The 15,202-nt window shown below is 62.3% G+C and carries 15 protein-coding genes; 4 read left to right on the top strand and 11 right to left on the bottom strand.

All coding sequences use genetic code 11. The annotated features are described in order from the left end of the window. Positions 1–38: 38 nt before the first annotated feature. From FFS45_RS03300 to FFS45_RS03290, 3 genes are all read left to right on the top strand, one after another. A complete protein-coding gene (locus tag FFS45_RS03300) occupies positions 39–1,748 on the top strand; it encodes an NAD(P)/FAD-dependent oxidoreductase (RefSeq protein WP_137953270.1) in 1,710 nt (569 codons plus the stop codon). A gap of 75 nt (positions 1,749–1,823) precedes the next feature. Then, the gene (gabT, locus tag FFS45_RS03295) at positions 1,824–3,122 is read left to right on the top strand and encodes a 4-aminobutyrate--2-oxoglutarate transaminase (protein ID WP_137953269.1); all 1,299 of its coding nucleotides are present in this window, start codon (positions 1,824–1,826) and stop codon (positions 3,120–3,122) included. Continuing rightward, positions 3,115–3,897 (top strand): nitroreductase family protein, encoded by a 783-nt coding sequence (locus FFS45_RS03290; protein ID WP_137953268.1) that lies wholly within the window; start codon positions 3,115–3,117, stop codon positions 3,895–3,897. The genes gabT and FFS45_RS03290 overlap by 8 nt, the downstream gene beginning before the upstream one ends. Before the next feature lie 65 nt (positions 3,898–3,962). On the opposite strand, the gene hpaI is transcribed toward FFS45_RS03290, so the two are convergent. The 7 genes from hpaI to FFS45_RS03255 are packed head-to-tail and all read right to left on the bottom strand — an operon-like array spanning position 3,963 to position 10,054. Beyond that, complete coding sequence (hpaI, locus tag FFS45_RS03285; RefSeq protein ID WP_137953267.1) at positions 3,963–4,778, bottom strand: 4-hydroxy-2-oxoheptanedioate aldolase; 816 nt, start codon at positions 4,776–4,778, stop codon at positions 3,963–3,965. Between the two features lie 28 nt (positions 4,779–4,806). After that, positions 4,807–5,610 carry a 2-oxo-hept-4-ene-1,7-dioate hydratase gene (gene hpaH, locus FFS45_RS03280; RefSeq protein WP_137953266.1) on the bottom strand — a complete coding sequence of 268 codons (804 nt, stop codon included), beginning with the start codon at positions 5,608–5,610 and terminating at the stop codon, positions 4,807–4,809. A 3-nt stretch (positions 5,611–5,613) separates the two neighbouring features. After that, a complete protein-coding gene (locus FFS45_RS03275) occupies positions 5,614–6,060 on the bottom strand; it encodes a 5-carboxymethyl-2-hydroxymuconate isomerase (protein ID WP_137953265.1) in 447 nt (148 codons plus the stop codon). Between the two features lie 23 nt (positions 6,061–6,083). Continuing rightward, entirely contained in the window at positions 6,084–7,007 is a 924-nt protein-coding gene (gene hpaD / locus FFS45_RS03270; RefSeq protein ID WP_137953264.1) for a 3,4-dihydroxyphenylacetate 2,3-dioxygenase, read from the bottom strand. 42 nt (positions 7,008–7,049) lie between these two features. After that, on the bottom strand, positions 7,050–8,510 hold the full coding sequence (gene hpaE, locus FFS45_RS03265; RefSeq protein WP_137953263.1) for a 5-carboxymethyl-2-hydroxymuconate semialdehyde dehydrogenase: 1,461 nt from the start codon (positions 8,508–8,510) through the stop codon (positions 7,050–7,052). A gap of 18 nt (positions 8,511–8,528) precedes the next feature. Continuing rightward, positions 8,529–9,287, bottom strand: coding sequence for a fumarylacetoacetate hydrolase family protein (locus FFS45_RS03260; RefSeq protein WP_137953262.1), 759 nt, complete (start codon positions 9,285–9,287; stop codon positions 8,529–8,531). Further along, entirely contained in the window at positions 9,284–10,054 is a 771-nt protein-coding gene (locus FFS45_RS03255) for a fumarylacetoacetate hydrolase family protein (protein WP_137953261.1), read from the bottom strand. Before FFS45_RS03255 ends, FFS45_RS03260 begins: the two co-directional genes overlap by 4 nt. A gap of 122 nt (positions 10,055–10,176) precedes the next feature. Between FFS45_RS03255 and hpaR the strand changes: the two genes are divergently transcribed. Next, positions 10,177–10,623 carry a homoprotocatechuate degradation operon regulator HpaR gene (hpaR, locus tag FFS45_RS03250; protein WP_249362573.1) on the top strand — a complete coding sequence of 149 codons (447 nt, stop codon included), beginning with the start codon at positions 10,177–10,179 and terminating at the stop codon, positions 10,621–10,623. A gap of 50 nt (positions 10,624–10,673) precedes the next feature. Here hpaR and FFS45_RS03245 read toward each other — a convergent pair whose 3' ends face one another. From FFS45_RS03245 to FFS45_RS03230, 4 genes are all read right to left on the bottom strand, one after another. Further along, positions 10,674–11,549, bottom strand: coding sequence for an arginase family protein (locus FFS45_RS03245; protein WP_137953260.1), 876 nt, complete (start codon positions 11,547–11,549; stop codon positions 10,674–10,676). A 106-nt stretch (positions 11,550–11,655) separates the two neighbouring features. Continuing rightward, positions 11,656–12,618 carry an ABC transporter permease gene (locus FFS45_RS03240; protein ID WP_137953259.1) on the bottom strand — a complete coding sequence of 321 codons (963 nt, stop codon included), beginning with the start codon at positions 12,616–12,618 and terminating at the stop codon, positions 11,656–11,658. 24 nt (positions 12,619–12,642) lie between these two features. Beyond that, positions 12,643–13,479, bottom strand: coding sequence for an ABC transporter permease (locus tag FFS45_RS03235; protein ID WP_171029554.1), 837 nt, complete (start codon positions 13,477–13,479; stop codon positions 12,643–12,645). A 167-nt stretch (positions 13,480–13,646) separates the two neighbouring features. After that, positions 13,647–15,155, bottom strand: a complete 1,509-nt coding sequence (locus tag FFS45_RS03230) for a sugar ABC transporter ATP-binding protein (protein ID WP_137953257.1) — start codon at positions 15,153–15,155, stop codon at positions 13,647–13,649. Positions 15,156–15,202: the final 47 nt, after the last annotated feature.

Raw genomic sequence — 15,202 nt, 5'->3', positions numbered from 1 at the left:
TGTTCCATTTACAGGTTATATAAATCGGAGTACGAAACATGATGTACGACTATGACGTTGCCATTATCGGTTCAGGTATCTCGGGTTCGATGCTCGCGGCTATCCTTGCCAGGAACGGCGTGAAGGTCATTGTGCTGGACGCGGGGACGCACCCGCGCTTTGCGGTCGGCGAGTCGATGGTGCCGGAAAGCGCCGTGCTGCTTGAACTGATGGCGGCGCGCTACGACATCCCCGAACTGGCCTATCCGGGCAACATTGCCGAGATCAACCGCCACATTGGTTCGTCGGCGGCCGGCATCAAGCTCGCTTTCAGCTTTGCGTGGAACGGCTTTCGCAAGGAACACGATATCGCCGATGTGGTGTCGACCCCTGTGCTCGCGCCGGAGGCCCACCTGTTTCGCCAGGACATCGACGCATACTATGTCGCGCTGGCGGCCCGGCTCGGTGCGGTCATCAGGCAGCAGGCGCGCATCCAGGCCATCGGGATCGCAGCGGACGGCGTCACGTTGACGCTTGCCGACGCACAGCAACTGCGCACGCGCTTCGTGGTGGACGCCGCAGGCTACCGTGCGCCGCTCGCCGATGCGTTGAAGTTGCGCGAAGGCGCCCGGCCGATGCAGGCCAACACGCGTTCGCTGTTCACGCATATGGTCAACGTGGATCTTTACGAGGACGTGATCGCACCGGTGGAGACGCATGGCGCACCGACCGCCTTGTCGCAGACCACGCTGCATCACATGTTCGATTGCGGCTGGCTCTGGATTATCCCGTTCAACAATCAACCGTTTAGCACCAATCCGCTGTGCAGCGTCGGGCTGCAGTTCGATATCGACAGGCATGGCCCGGCCGGCCGCGATCCGGAGCAGGAATTCCAGCAGTTTCTGGCAGATCATCCGTCAGCGGCGAGGCACTTCAAAAACGCAGCGCGCGTGCGGGAGTGGACTGTCGCTCCGCGCCTGAATTACACCAGCCGCGAGACGGTAGGTGACCGGTACTGCCTGCTCGGGCACGCCGTCGGGTTTGTCGACCCGTTGTTTTCACGAGGCCTGGTCAATACGTTCGAATCGATCGCAAGACTGGCGCCGACGCTGCTTGAATCGGTGAAAAGCGATTCATGGACACGGGAAAACCTGCTTCCGCTCGAACGCTACAGTCTCGAGGTGGTACGGATCAACGATCGCCTCGTTGCCAACTCGTACACTGCCTTCAAGACTTTTCCGCTCTGGAACGCATGGTTCCGCATCTGGCTGAGCGGCAGCTACATTGGTGTGCTGCGGCTGCGCCGGATTCTCGCGGACTATCTGGCCAATCGGGACGATGACGCGTTGCAGGCAGCGTTCGAGAACGCAACCTACCCTGGTCACCTGTCGATTGAAAGCCACCGTTACGAACAGATGTTCGAGGCCGCGTGTTCGACGATGGAGCGTTTCAAGGCCGGCGAGATCGCCGAGGCGGAGACAATCCAGACGTTGCACGGTTTGTATCAGGAGAATCGCGCCCATCTACCGCTGGACTTCTCGGATTTTGCCAACCGTTATGTTTCGCGGCCGACGACTGAATTCGCCAGATCGCTGCTCGACTGGGCCAACCACGCGCCCGACGGTCTCGCGGCAAAGCTTGCGCGTGGCCCGAGCGCGCGACCGTTCGAGTTCCTCGACCCTTATCGCTATGGTGACCGGTTGGAACTTGCCGCACGCGCCGACGAGCGTCTCGCCGCCATCCGGTCGGAGCAATTGCCTGTGAGTTGATGTCAGGCGGCGCCGTGATACGGCGCCAACCCGTTTCAGTCGCAGCCATGTTGCCTATAGAGGATTCTCACCCCCATGAATGTCACCAACGAAGCGCTGCTCGGTCGCCGGCAGGCTGCGGTTGCCCGCGGCGTCAACCAGGTACACCCGGTCTTTGCAGCGCGGGCGCACAACGACCGCCTCTGGGATGTCGACGGCAAGGAGTACATCGATTTTACGAGCGGCATTGCCGTGCTCAATACCGGCCACCTTCACCCGGATATCGTCGAGGCGGTGCAGCGGCAATTGCGCCATTTCGTTCATACCTGCTTCGCCGTGCTGCCGTATGAATCCTACGTTGCGGTGTGTGAGCGGATCAATGCACTGGCGCCGGGCGACGGCGCAAAAAAGACCGCCCTGTTCAGTACCGGCTCCGAAGCCGTGGAGAGCGCCATCAAGATTGCACGCGCGCATACGAAGCGCAGCGGTGTGATTGCGTTTAGCGGCGCCTATCACGGCCGCACACTGATGACGCTCGCACTGACCGGCAAGGTGGCGCCCTACGCATCCGGGATGGGCCTGATGCCGGGCCACGTCTACCGTGCGCTGTATCCTGACGCGCTGAACAACATAGGCGTCGATGCGGCGCTCGCCAGTATCGAGCAGATTTTCCGAAGCGACGCGGCCCCTGAGGACATTGCTGCGATTCTCTTCGAGCCGGTGCAGGGGGAGGGCGGAATACAGGTTGCCCCGCCCGGGTTCGTTTCGAAACTGCGGGCGCTGTGCGACCGTGAAGGGATTGTACTGATTGCCGACGAGGTGCAGAGCGGCGCCGGCCGCACGGGTACCTTCTTCGCCGTCGAGCAGATGGGGGCGGCGCCGGACCTGGTGGTGTTCGGCAAATCGGTGGCGGGCGGCTTGCCGCTTGCGGGCGTGACGGGCCATGCCGGACTGATGGACGCGGTGGGGCCCGGTGGCCTGGGTGGCACCTACGCCGGGAACCCGCTCGCCTGTGCGGCTGCGCTCGCCGTACTCGACGTCATGGAGCGGGAACAGATTCTGGTTCGTGCCCGCCAGATCGGCGAGGTCACGCGCACGGCCTTGCAAGCCATGCAGAGGCGCTATCCGTTGATTGCAGACGTGCGGGGACTGGGGGCACTGATCGGCGTCGAGTTGCGCACGGCCGATGGGCAACCGGCAAGGGAGCTTACCAGGAAGCTGGTGAACTCAGCGCGCGAGCAGGGTCTGCTTCTGCTCGCTGGGGGCATGCACGGCAACGTCCTGCGTATGCTGGCGCCGCTCACGATCGAACTGGCTACGCTCGAAGCGGGGTTGGCTATCCTCGATCGCTGCTTTTCGACGATGTGCGCAGCGCAGGGTGGGATCAATGACTGAAATCTCCCGGCTGCTTAACCGGCATCGCTCGATCCGGCGTTACAAGTCCGACTCGATCCCGCGCCAACTGATCGACGAGGTATGTGCCGACGCACTGGCCGGTGCATCCTCCTCGGGCAATCTGAACAGCGTCTCACTGGTCCTGACGCTGGAGGTAGAACGCAGGCGGCAGCTCTACGAACTACATGCACGGCAGCCAATGATCTTGCAGGCGCCCTTGCTGGTGACGTTTGTGGCCGACTGCTACCGCACGCGACGCTGGCTCGCGCGTGGAGCGGCACGCGACAATTTCAACAACCTGATGGGCTACCACATCGCACTATGCGACGCGATGATCGTGGCCCAGAATGTGTGCCTCGGTTTCGAGGCACGGGGCCTGGGCGTCTGTTACATGGGATCGACGCTATCCGCGATGGGGGGCATTGCGGAGGCCTTGCATCTTCCGGATACCTGCGTGCCGGTGGCGACGATTGTCGTCGGGTATCCGGACGAGAATCCCGACAAGCGTGAGCGCTTGCCGTTGGCTGCAGTGGTCCACGAGGAGTATTACCGGGACCCCAGCGACGAGGAGATCGACGCGAGCCATGCGCTGCGTGAGCAGCGCGGGTGGTCGCGGCACACGTCCAGTCCGGTTGAGCGCGCAAGACTCGAGCAGCATGGGATCAGGTCCATGGCGCAGTTGTATACGAGTCCACTGAGGTATGACCCCGAGGTCTTCCGGGTGGATTCGCAGCGGCTACGCGATTTTCTGGAGCTGAAGAATTTCCTTTCCTGACTCGTCGGGACGGCGGTTCAGTGTGACCGTGACCGCTTTGTGGCGGTCCGCTGAAACGAAACGAATCAGTAGGGGCCAGAGGAGGGCGCCACGGAGTCGCGCGAGCCGGCGGGTTCCTGTCTGAAGTCACGGGCGAGCGCCGACGCGGCCTGTACGAGCAGTGTTGTGTCTACTCCAACCGCGACGAACTGCGCGCCCGCGTCGAGATAGATCTGGGCGACCTGGCGATTCGCCATCAGCACGCCGGCTGCCTTGCCCGCAGCCCGGACGGTCCGGATTCCCTCGAGGATCGCCTGCTGGACAGCCGGGTGGTTCGGTTGCCCGCGATAACCCATAGACGCGGACAAATCAGCCGGGCCGAAGAATACGCCGTCCACGCCTTCCACCTCGGCGATCTGCTGCAGGTTATTGATCGCCAACGCCGTCTCGGCCTGCACGAGCACGCACATTTCATCGTTCGCGCGATTGAGGTAGTCCTCGACCTGGTTCCAGCGCGAGGCACGCGCGAGCGCCGCTCCCATGCCGCGAATGCCGTCGGGCGCATAGCGCGTGGCCCGCACGATCTGCTCAGCCTGCGCGGCGGTGTCGACCATCGGAACCAGCAGTGTCTGCGCTCCAATGTCCAGGTATTGCTTGATCAGCGATGCCTCTGCGCTCACCGGCCGGACTACGGCGTGTACCGCGTAAGGCGCCACCGCGCGTAGCTGGTCGAGCACCGTGCGCACGTTGTTCGGTGCGTGCTCGCCGTCGAACAGCAACCAGTCGAACCCGCAGGCCGCCAGCAGTTCCGCGGCATTGGCGTCGGCTAGGCCAACCCAAAGTCCGATCTGGGTCTGCCGCGCGCGCAGTGCGTTGCGAAAGGTGTTGGCCGGAATCTGCATTTCGTACCTATTGGAGGAATTAGACGAATCAGACGAAACGGAAAGAGATCGAGCCGAGCGGCCCGTAGTCAACATGGAATGTGTCGCCGGCCGAGGCCGGTGTTGGACGGGTGAAGGAGCCGGCCAGCACAATGTCGCCCGCGTTCAACTGCTCTCCGTAGGGTGCGATCTTGTTCGCGAGCCAGGCCACACCGGTGGCCGGGTGGTTCAGCACGGCAGCCGCCAGGCCGGTTTCCTCGATCACGCCGTTCTTGTGAAGCATGGCCCCGACCCATCGCAGGTCGACATCGTCCACTCGCACTGGGCGCCCCCCGAGCACGATCCCCGCGTTGGCGGCGAAATCGCTGATCGTGTCGTAGACCTTGCGCATCACGCGCGTCTCGCGGTCGTACTGCTCGATGCGCGCATCGATGATTTCCACTGCGGGCACGACATAACGCGTCGCCGACAAGACGTCGAAGAGCGTGACGCCTGGACCCTCCAGCGCTGTGTCGAGAATGAAGGCCAGTTCGACTTCGACCCGCGGTGCAATGAAGCGGCTGGCCGGGATGTCGCTGCCGGTGTCGAAGAACATGTCGTCCATCAACGGCGCGTAATCGGGTTCGGTGATCTGGCTTGCCTGCTGCATGGCGCGCGAGGTGAGGCCGATCTTGCGGCCCTTGATGGTTCGGCCGTCCGCGATTTCGAGCTTGACCCATTCGCGCTGGATGGCATAACCGTCCTCGATCGTCATGCCTGGAAATTGCGCCGAGAAATGCCGCAGGGGGGTGCGCGTCTTGCGGGCTTCGTAGAGCTGTTGCGCGAGCGAGCGGATCGTGTCTTGCGTCAGCATGGCTCAGCCTCGTTGGAAGAGCGGGTGCAGCGAACTGGTCCGCGAGTTGAACACTTCGGCGCCTTCGTCTATCTGCAGCGTGATGCCGATGTGCCGGGTGGCGAGAAGCGCAGCGAAATGACGCTTGATGCAGGCATCGAGCGCTTGCCCGACCGACTCGTGCACGGCTGCACTGCGGCCGCGCGCCATCCGCAGGTTCAGGTAGACGAATGCGTATTCGCCGGTTCCGCCGGCCGCAAGGCCGGCAGCGCCGCCGTCGGCCACCGCATGATGCGCGGCCGGGTAGGCCAGCACACGGACGCCGCCGACCGGAAACACCGGCTGGCCGCTCTCGTCGCGCTGGGCGACCATGGTCTCGGCGAGCACCTTGCACAGTGCCGGCATATCGGCGCCGCCGTGGTCCGGCGCACGGTCGAGATCAGGGGTATAGAGGATCGTCAGATGTGGCATGGTGAGATACCGAGGGCATAGGTTCAGAGACGCGGAAACGCGCGATAGCTTTTGGCTGTCGAGCTTTCGGCACGTGGGATCGCGTCGCCGCGCTGGGGCGTGACCGGAAACACCGCATTGATCTGGCCGGTGCCCGAAGAGCCGAAATAGGGCGTGAGGACTTCTGCTTTGCCGTCGTATGCCGACCAGCCGAGTGTGCCGAGCATCATTGCGGTGTCGTGCATGAAGCCTTCGCCATGCCCTTTGGACGCATACTCGGGCAGCATCTCGCAGAAGGTACTCCAGTCCCCGCTCAGCCACATTTCGACGACCTGCCGATCGAGCGTTTCCAGCAGCGGACTCCAGATCCTGAAGGCGTATTCGGGCGCCAGTCCATTTTGTGCGAAACGGTGGCTCAAGCTGCCGCTCGCCAGGAACGCCACCTTGCCGTCGTAGTGCTGTTCGACTGCCTGGCGCATGGCCCAGCCGAGCCGGGCGCTGTCATTCAGATAGTGCGACGTACACAGCGCCGATACCGAAATCACCTTGAAGTGCTGGTCGGCATTCATGTACCGCAACGGCACGAGCGTGCCGTATTCCGGCGCGAGTGTGGTCGAATCGTGTGCAAGCGTTTCGACGCCGTACTCGTTGCACACGCGGGCGAGTAGCTGGCCGAGCGCGGGGTTGCCGGGCGCCTCGTAAGGCATGTTGCTGATGAAGTGCGGCAACTCGTTGCTCGTGTACAGCCCCTTGAAATGCGGCGCACAGTTGATGTGGTAGCCCGCGTTGACGAGCCAGTGCGTATCGAACACGATCAGCGTGTCGACACCCAGCTCGCGGCAGCGCCGGGCAATCTCGATGTGCCCGTCGATGGCCGCTTGCCTCGACCCCTTGCGTGGGCCGTCGAACTCGGAGAGATACATCGACGGGACATGCGTGATCTTGGCGACCAGTGCGACTTCACCCATGATCGGCTCCTGGATAGATGGCTTGCATGGCGGTACGCACGATCACTCGTGGCCCCACTTCGGAATGTGATGCGAGCCAAGCGACACGCAGACATTTTTCGGTTCGAGAAACACTTCGTAGCTCCATGTGCCGCCTTCGCGCCCGACGCCGGAGGCCTTCGTGCCGCCGAACGGCTGACGCAGATCGCGCACGTTCTGGCTGTTGACGAAGCACATGCCGGCCTCGACCGCCGCGGCCACGCGCAGCGCGCGGCCGGTGTTTTCTGTCCAGATATAGCTGGACAGGCCGTAGGCGATGTCGTTCGAGAGGCGGATCGCTTCTGCCTCATCGTCAAACGGGATCAGGCAGGCAACCGGGCCGAAGATCTCTTCCTGTGCGATGCGCATGCGGTTGTCGACGTCGACGAAGACGGTCGGCTTGACGAAGTTTCCTCTTGCCAGGGCGCCTTCCAGCGCCGGGGCGTCGAGGCCGCCGCAGGCAAGCGTCGCTCCTTCCTTGGGTCCGAGTTCGATATAGCTGCGGACTTTTGCAAGGTGGCCGGGGCTGATCATCGGGCCGACAATCGTCCGCTCGTCGAGCGGATCTCCGACTGCGAGGCGCTGGGCGCGTTCGATGAAGCGGTCGGCGAACTTCGCGTAGATCGAGCGTTGCACCAGAATCCGCGAACCGGCCGTGCAGCGTTCGCCGTTGTTCGAGAAGATCATGAAGACAGCGGCGTCGAGCGCACGCTCGAAATCGGCGTCGTCGAAGATCACGAACGGCGACTTGCCGCCGAGCTCCATCGAGAATTTCTTGAGGCCCGCTGTCTGAACGATGCGATTGCCGGTTGCGGTCGAACCGGTGAACGAAACGGCGCGCACGTCGCGATGCGCCACGAGCGGTTCGCCGGTTTCCTTGCCATAGCCATGCACGACGTTCAGCACACCGGCCGGGATGCCGGCCTCGAGGGCGAGCTGGCCGAGCATAGAGGCGCTTAGCGGCGAGAGTTCGCTCATCTTCAGTACGGCCGTGTTGCCGAATGCAATACATGGTGCGACTTTCCACGTGGCCGTCATGAATGGCACGTTCCACGGCGAGATCAAGGCGCACACGCCAACCGGATGGAACAGCGTGTAGTTCAGATGCGTAGCGGTGGGATAGGTATGGCCATCCACTGCTGTGCAGACTTCCGCGAAATAGCTGAAGTTGTCGGCGGAGCGCGGCACGAGTTGCTTGCCTGTCTGCGTGATGGTCTGGCCCGTGTCTTGCGTTTCGGTCCTGGCAATCTCGGGAACATGCTGAGCAATCAGCTCGCCGAGCTTGCGGATCAGTTTGGCCCGTTCGGCGGCCGGCCGCGCGGCCCACGCGGGGAAAGCCTGCTTCGCGGCTTGCACGGCGAGATCGATCTCCTCGGCGCTGCCGCGTGCCACTTCGGCGAGAACGTCCTGCGTGGCAGGGTTGATGGTTTCGAAATACTCGCGGCCGGTATGGGCACGGCCGTTGATCAGATGTTCGATGCGCATGGTGGATGACCTCGGTTGCTAGGCAAGTCCGAATTCGGCGTCGGACACAATCGTGTTGACGAGACGGCCGAGACCGTCGATTTCGCAGACGACTTCATCGCCCGCATTGACGTTGACGACCCCTTCGGGCGTGCCGGTCAGGATGATGTCGCCGGGAGAAAGCGTCATGAAGCCACTCAGATATTCGATGAGCTCGGGAATGCCGGTCACGAGATCGCGCGTGTTGCCGCGCTGCTTCAGCTCGCCATTGACGTAGGTGCGAAGTTCGAGCGCGTTCACGTCCGCGATATCGCCGGCGTCGCAAAACCAGGGGCCGAGCACGGTACCACCGTCACGGTTTTTGACGCGCAGGTTGGGGCGGTAGTAGTTCTCGAGGTAGTCGCGAATCGCGTAGTCGTTGGCGATCATATAGCCGCCGACATATTGCATGGCATGTTCACGCGATACATGGCGCGCATGCTGTCCAATTACGACCGCGAGTTCGCACTCGTAGTGCATGAAGGCTACGTCAGCAGGCCGACGCGTCACGCCGCGATGGCCGATTACGCTGCCTGGGCCCTTGAGAAAGACGAGCGGTTCGCTCTGTTTGGAGAACTGCAGTTCCTTGGCATGCTCCGCGTAGTTGAGTCCGAGCGCAAAGAGGGTGCCGGGCTCGAACGGTGCGAGCCAGACGACTTCGTGTTCCTCTCGTACCCGCCCATCGGAAAGACGGATTTGTGCGCCTTGCGGCGTGACTTCGTGAATGGCGCCTGCATAGGCGACGCGTCCGCGCATCATGCTGCTGCTCCTTGTTGCTGGTCCGGTGCGATGAACGCAATCCGCAACGGCGGCAGATTGCCCAGTGTGACAGTCGCACGATCGCCGGAGCAGGCGACCGGTGAATCATGCGGCGCACCGAGCGTGATTACGTCGCCGGCACGCAGGGTCATGAACTCGGTCACGTCGGCGAGCAGACGCGCAACCTTGCGTACCGAAGTCGCGGTGTTTGCCGTCATGGCCGGCCGGCCTTCCACCTCGACGCTGATCTCGAGGCGATCGGGATCGCCGATATGGCGACGCGCGACGACGGCCGGTCCGATCACGCAGAAACCGTCGCGTGCGCGAAACCGGACGGATGGCCGGTAAACACTGTCATGCGGGATGCAGAGATCCGCTACGAGCGTGTATCCCGCGATGCAGTCAAGTGCGTTTTGTTCCGCGACGCGAGTGGCGGTGCGGCCGATCACGATACCGAGCGAGGCGCCGATCTGCACCCCTTCCGGACCCGGAACCTCGATTTGCGCGCCATGCCCGGCGAGCGTGTTGCGCGGCTTCACGTAAAGCACCGGCGCGCGGGGCGGGGCCTGGTAGGGAGGGGCATGCATGGCGTCGCCGAGCGCGTCGAGCGCACGCTGGTCGTTGAGCAGCGTCCCGTAGACGGCGCCCGTTACCGGGGGGCGGCAGGCAACGCCGCTGGCGAGCAGACGGTGGACTGTCTGGACATCCGCATCACGGGGCACGCTTTCCCCTTCGACGTGAAGCAGGTGATCGTTCACACTGAACATGGATGTCGCTCCATGACGAATCACTAATATGTTAGTGAGTTTGCGCCTGATAAGATGCAAGGTCAACGGAAAGTTACGTCCCCTCGGGTTTTCCCGGGGCAATCTCAGGTTTGCGATCCACCATGTCAGACTCCAGCGCCGATTCCCTTCAACACCGCAATCTGCCCATGCTGCTGCTGCGTGCGCGCGAAAAGATGATGGAGCGATTTCGTCCGTTGATTACCGCACACGGATTGACTGAGCAGCAGTGGCGTGTGATACGCGCGCTCAATGAAAGCGGGCCGCTCGAACCTCGGCAGATTTCGGATCTGTGCACGATTTCGAGCCCGAGCATGGCGGGCGTGCTGGCCCGGATGGAGACCTTAGGGCTTGTCGTGAAGGAGCGTTTTGAAGACGACCAACGCCGTGTGAGCGTCTCGTTGACGAAGCTCAGTATGCAACTGGTGCGGGCGCTATCCGCGGATCTGGAGGCCGAGTATCGGGCGTTGGAGCGCGAGGTTGGGGAGAGTGTGGTCGAGCGGGTCTATCGCGCGGTGGATGAACTGCTCGCGGGGTTGGAGCGGGAGTGATGGGGCGTTTGCCTCTGCTGCGCTACCAGTCCGGCAGCGCGGCAGGGCGATCAACCGAGTAAGGGTAGTCGCTTCAGCATTTCTTTCATGGCGAGTGCATCCCAGGGCAGATGCTCGGTGATACCGAGACCCACCACATCGGCAACTTTCGTGACGTCGTTGATCAATCGAACGACCTGTTCGATCGACATGGAGCCTTGCGCGATACCATCGAACGTCCCTGCCGGTGTTTGCGGATTGGCAAACAGCAAGGAGCGGAACTGGGCTGGGTCGAGTACATCCAGATCGAAGTGAATCGCCACCTTTCGTGCGCCCGTTTCCTTGAGCCAGTTCAGGACGGCCTGACTGTTTGTTGCCAGATCGGCCGGTCCGGCGTGCCGAAGATCGAGCCGCTTGATGAAAGCGTTTTCGACCCCGAGCGTTTCCTTGAGGCCGGCATACATCACGCGTTTTGGATTGAGCGGCCGGCTGACTGCCTTTACGAAATCCGGATCTCCCTCGCCGAGCAGATTGCCAAGCACCATCGCGTGCGCGTGCTGAAAATCACGCGGCGTCATGATGTCGGGGTGAGCATCGATCCATAGCACGGCCAGCTCGCCGTCATATCGTTCGTTCAGGTAGGCGAAGGGAGCCAGGTCGACCAGGCAGTCGCCACCGAGAACCACGATGCGATCGGGCTGGTGACGCTCGACGCATTCCCGCGCCGAGTGCAGTTGCGCAAGCAGCGCGCTACGGCCCACGATTCCTTCCTCGATGGGTAACGGCGTATCTCCGGGCGGGGTCACCTCAACTGTTTCAACAGGACCGTTCGCCGGAGGGGCGAGCCATGCGAGCAATTGCGCGCCGAAATGGTAGGGCGGGTTGTTCCCGCCTTGCCATTGCGGCATCAGCAGGCGCAGGGTATTTGTAGTTTGGGTAGTGGGCATATCTGTTTCTCCCGGGAAAGGCTCTTAGCTTTACAGAAAGGCTCCGGCGCCACTTGTCCTTGGCGGCCAACGGATAGGCTCGGCGTGCCAGTGGCGCTTTCCGAGGTTATGTGCGAGTGTTGCGTCCGGGTGTTGTGGCAATCCAGCGAGGCAGCAGCCTGCGGCCACCGGAAATGAGAACGACGAACAGCAGCGCGCCGTTTAGAAGCAGAATCGTCGCCGAGGGGATGCCGAGCAGGCTCAGGCCGTTGTTCAGGATGGTCAGTGTCATCACGCCACACGCGATTCCTGCCGGAGAGCCGACGCCTCCAGTGAGCGTGACGCCACCGACGATGGCGGCGGTGGCGGCCTGCAATACGAGGTCGGCACCGAAGCGCGAAGATGCGGTCGAGAGACTGACGGACGTCAAGGCTCCGGTTAGCGCAGCCAGCATCCCGGACAACATGAAGGCGATATACAGTGCGACTGATACGTTCGCACCAGCCATTTCCGCGGCCCTGCGGTAGCTTCCGATTGCGCGGATGTCCCGGCCGATCCGGGTGAACGAGAGCATCAGCGCGACGAGCGTGAAGCCCCCAAACGCGATCAGACTTCGTACTGAGAGAATGCCGGCGATTGCCTGATCCAGCAGATCGGCTTCATCGAAGTTGTTGTAGGCCAGTACCTGGCCGCCTTCCAGCCAGACAGCGAGGCCATTGAGCAGGATCATCGAACCGAGTGTGGTGACGAGCGACGAGACCCGCAGAGCCCGGGTGAGCGCACCGTTCGCGAAACCAATAGCCAGTCCCGCAAGAAGCGCCAGGGCAATGCCGCAAACGGGATGCGACTCACCGGTCTTGACCAGCACGAGGCCGGCTACGGCGGAGACCGCGCCGACACTCAGATCGAATTCGCCGGCAATCATGGTGAGCGAGATGCCAAGCGTGGCGAGGCCAAGCAGCGCAAACGCCTGCATCAGCGCGTAGAGGTTGCCCGAAGACAGAAAATCGCGACTTGCGAAGGAAAAGATCAACAGCAAAGCGGCTGGGAGGATGAGTTGCCACAAGGTCCGCTGGATGTGCGTCTTCATAGTAGATAGTGGAACCATGAGCGGTTAGCGGCGTTTTCCGCCGAGGAAGGCGCCTATCGTGACCGACAGCAGCACCGCAGCCCCTTTGACTGCGAGCTGAGCCTCATAAGGAAGGTTCTTGACGAGCAGGAGATTGCCGATGATCGCGAGGAACAGCGCGCCGAAGGCCGCATCCGAGATTCGTCCGCGGCCTCCGGCGATTCCGATGCCGCCGACCAGTACAGCGGCGATCGCGCCGAAATTCAGATCGCTGCCGATTAGCAGATTCGCGGTTCCGGACTGCGATGCGATCAACACGCCTGCCGCTGCTGCTGCGCCGCCGGCGAGCGTGCAGCCCATCAGCACGGTTGTCCTCGTTCTCAGGCCGGCAACGCGCGCGGCGACGCGATTGATACCGACAAGCCGTAACTCGCGTCCAAAACGCGAGCGCTGGACGACCAGTTCGAGTGCGAGCGTTGCAACAACGAGTAGCACCCCCTGGTGTGGCAGTCCGGGAAACAGCACACCTAGGCCGAGCCACGATGCGTCCCCACCGCCGATGATCGTCCGTCCGCCGGTGAGCAACGATGCTATGCCGGTAATAACCGATGCTGCCGCGATTGACGCGATGATCGGATTGCAGCGCAGCGGACCAATTGCGACGCCCTGGAGGCAGCCTGATATCAGGCCGACTGCCACTGCAGCCATGCTGGCCGGGATCGGACCGGCTCCCAGCGAAGAAACGAAGACGATTGCGGCAAATGCCGCCGTGGCGCCAGTCGATAGCAGGAATAATTCGCCGCAGAGTGTGACGGCTGCAAGGCCGATTGCAGCCGTACCGATGGCTGCTGTCGAGTAGATGATCGCAGCGAGATTGGTCATCGAAGCAAAGTGCGGGACACTTATGCCTGCCACAATGAGTACGACGACACACAGAATTTGAATGGAAGTTGCCTGTACACGAGCCGGTACGAACTGGTTGCGTAGCCACATATGAGTCTTTGACCGGTTTGAGCCGGACCTTTCGGTTGAAGATGAGAGCGCGATTCTCATGCGGCCTCCGGCACACTCGAACCGTGCAGGATGTCGTGCAGGATCTCGTTGCTGCTTGTTTCGCCACGCTCAAGCAGTCGGACGACGGTACCCCGGTAGACGGTCACGACGCGTTGCGCAACCTCCATGATTTCCTCGAGATCGGTCGAATAGAAGATGACCGTCATGCCTGTCTGAGTCATGTTTTGCAGGCGTCCGTAGATTTCCGCCCGAGCGCCAATATCGACGCCTCGTGTCGGTTCGTTGAGTAGCAGGACGCGCGGCTGCATTGCGGCCGCTTTCGCGATTGCCACTTTCTGCTGATTGCCGCCACTGAGCGTCGATACGTCGTGTGGGAGCCTGGCCGGGTCAATCTGGAATTCCGTCGCGAGGGAGAGCGCACGGCTACGGTCTACGGTGGAGGACAGCCAACCCCGCTTGCTGATCTGTGAAAGGATATGGGAGGTTAAATTGACGCCGATAGGTGCATCCAGAAAGACTCCTTTGCCGGCCCGATCTTCGGGAACATAGGCAATTCCCACCGCATGAGCGGATTCGATGCTGTTCAGGACGATGGGTTCGCCGTCCAGTTCGACATGCCCGGTGCACGCGGGATGCAAGCCCGCGAGTGCCTCGACGAAGGCGTCCGCGCCGGAGCCAAGCTGTCCCGCGATGGCAACGATTTGTCCCGGTGCGAATGCGAGATCGAACGCCGTGAATCGGTCTGGCACGGCGAGGCTTCTTGTGCGGACTCGTAGCGACCCGGCGAGGCGGGAAGGAATGGATGCCACATGTCCGCCACGGACCAGATCGCGGCCGATCATGGCATGCACCAGTTCTGCGCTCGTCAGCCCTTGCGTGGCGCGCGTCCAGATGTGCTGTCCGCTGCGAAACACGGTGACGCGATCGGTTAGCGCGAAAATCTCGTCGAGGCGGTGGCTGATGATGACGAGCGATGTGCCGCTATCCCTCAGACGACGCAGGACGCCGAAAACCCGGCTGATTTCCGCATCAGAGAGGGTCGCGGTTGGTTCGTCGAGCAACAGTACCTTGGCACCCCGCGCGATGCCTCGGGCAATTTCGACCAGTTGACGCTCTGCCAGGCTGAGCGTCGACGCGGGTTGCATAGGATCGATATGCGGTAACCCTACGCCGTCGAGATGTTGACGTACGATGGCCCTGAAACGATTCCGCAGATAGATCGAACGCACTTCGGGCGCCCCGAGCATGACGTTGTCGAGTACCGAGAGGTGAGGGACGATCGACAGTTCCTGATGGACGATGGAGATCAGGTTCGGGTCGACGTGTTCACCGAGTGGAAGTGGATCGCCGTCCACCGTTATCGTGCCCGCGTCTGGCTTGACGAATCCGCCCAGGATCTTGACGATGGTGCTCTTGCCGGCGCCGTTCTCGCCGCACAGGCCGTGAATTTCCTGGCGTCGAAGCTCAAAGCTGACGTTGCAGAGGGCTTGTACGCCGCCATAGCGTTTGCTGAGATTCTGCGCGATGAGTATGGAGTCAGTCATGGTGTTACCAGTCGGTCAAATGGCCATGAGCACCGTTGCCGGCGCCC

Source organism: Burkholderia sp. 4M9327F10 (assembly GCF_005503145.1).
Lineage (GTDB): Bacteria > Pseudomonadota > Gammaproteobacteria > Burkholderiales > Burkholderiaceae > Paraburkholderia.
The sequence above is the reverse complement of the archived record's forward strand: the minus strand, read 5'-3'. Positions and strand labels throughout refer to the sequence as shown.

Bases quoted from the DNA above. Each gene is read 5' to 3' on its own strand.
- FFS45_RS03300 (WP_137953270.1), top strand. From the start codon at position 39: ATGATGTACGACTATGACGTTGCCATTATCGGTTCAGGTATCTCGGGT.
- gabT (WP_137953269.1), top strand. From the start codon at position 1,824: ATGAATGTCACCAACGAAGCGCTGCTCGGTCGCCGGCAGGCTGCGGTT.
- FFS45_RS03290 (WP_137953268.1), top strand. From the start codon at position 3,115: ATGACTGAAATCTCCCGGCTGCTTAACCGGCATCGCTCGATCCGGCGT.
- hpaI (WP_137953267.1), bottom strand. From the start codon at position 4,778: ATGCAGATTCCGGCCAACACCTTTCGCAACGCACTGCGCGCGCGGCAG.
- hpaH (WP_137953266.1), bottom strand. From the start codon at position 5,610: ATGCTGACGCAAGACACGATCCGCTCGCTCGCGCAACAGCTCTACGAA.
- FFS45_RS03275 (WP_137953265.1), bottom strand. From the start codon at position 6,060: ATGCCACATCTGACGATCCTCTATACCCCTGATCTCGACCGTGCGCCG.
- hpaD (WP_137953264.1), bottom strand. From the start codon at position 7,007: ATGGGTGAAGTCGCACTGGTCGCCAAGATCACGCATGTCCCGTCGATG.
- hpaE (WP_137953263.1), bottom strand. From the start codon at position 8,510: ATGCGCATCGAACATCTGATCAACGGCCGTGCCCATACCGGCCGCGAG.
- FFS45_RS03260 (WP_137953262.1), bottom strand. From the start codon at position 9,287: ATGATGCGCGGACGCGTCGCCTATGCAGGCGCCATTCACGAAGTCACG.
- FFS45_RS03255 (WP_137953261.1), bottom strand. From the start codon at position 10,054: ATGTTCAGTGTGAACGATCACCTGCTTCACGTCGAAGGGGAAAGCGTG.
- hpaR (WP_249362573.1), top strand. From the start codon at position 10,177: ATGTCAGACTCCAGCGCCGATTCCCTTCAACACCGCAATCTGCCCATG.
- FFS45_RS03245 (WP_137953260.1), bottom strand. From the start codon at position 11,549: ATGCCCACTACCCAAACTACAAATACCCTGCGCCTGCTGATGCCGCAA.
- FFS45_RS03240 (WP_137953259.1), bottom strand. From the start codon at position 12,618: ATGAAGACGCACATCCAGCGGACCTTGTGGCAACTCATCCTCCCAGCC.
- FFS45_RS03235 (WP_171029554.1), bottom strand. From the start codon at position 13,479: ATGACCAATCTCGCTGCGATCATCTACTCGACAGCAGCCATCGGTACG.
- FFS45_RS03230 (WP_137953257.1), bottom strand. From the start codon at position 15,155: ATGACTGACTCCATACTCATCGCGCAGAATCTCAGCAAACGCTATGGC.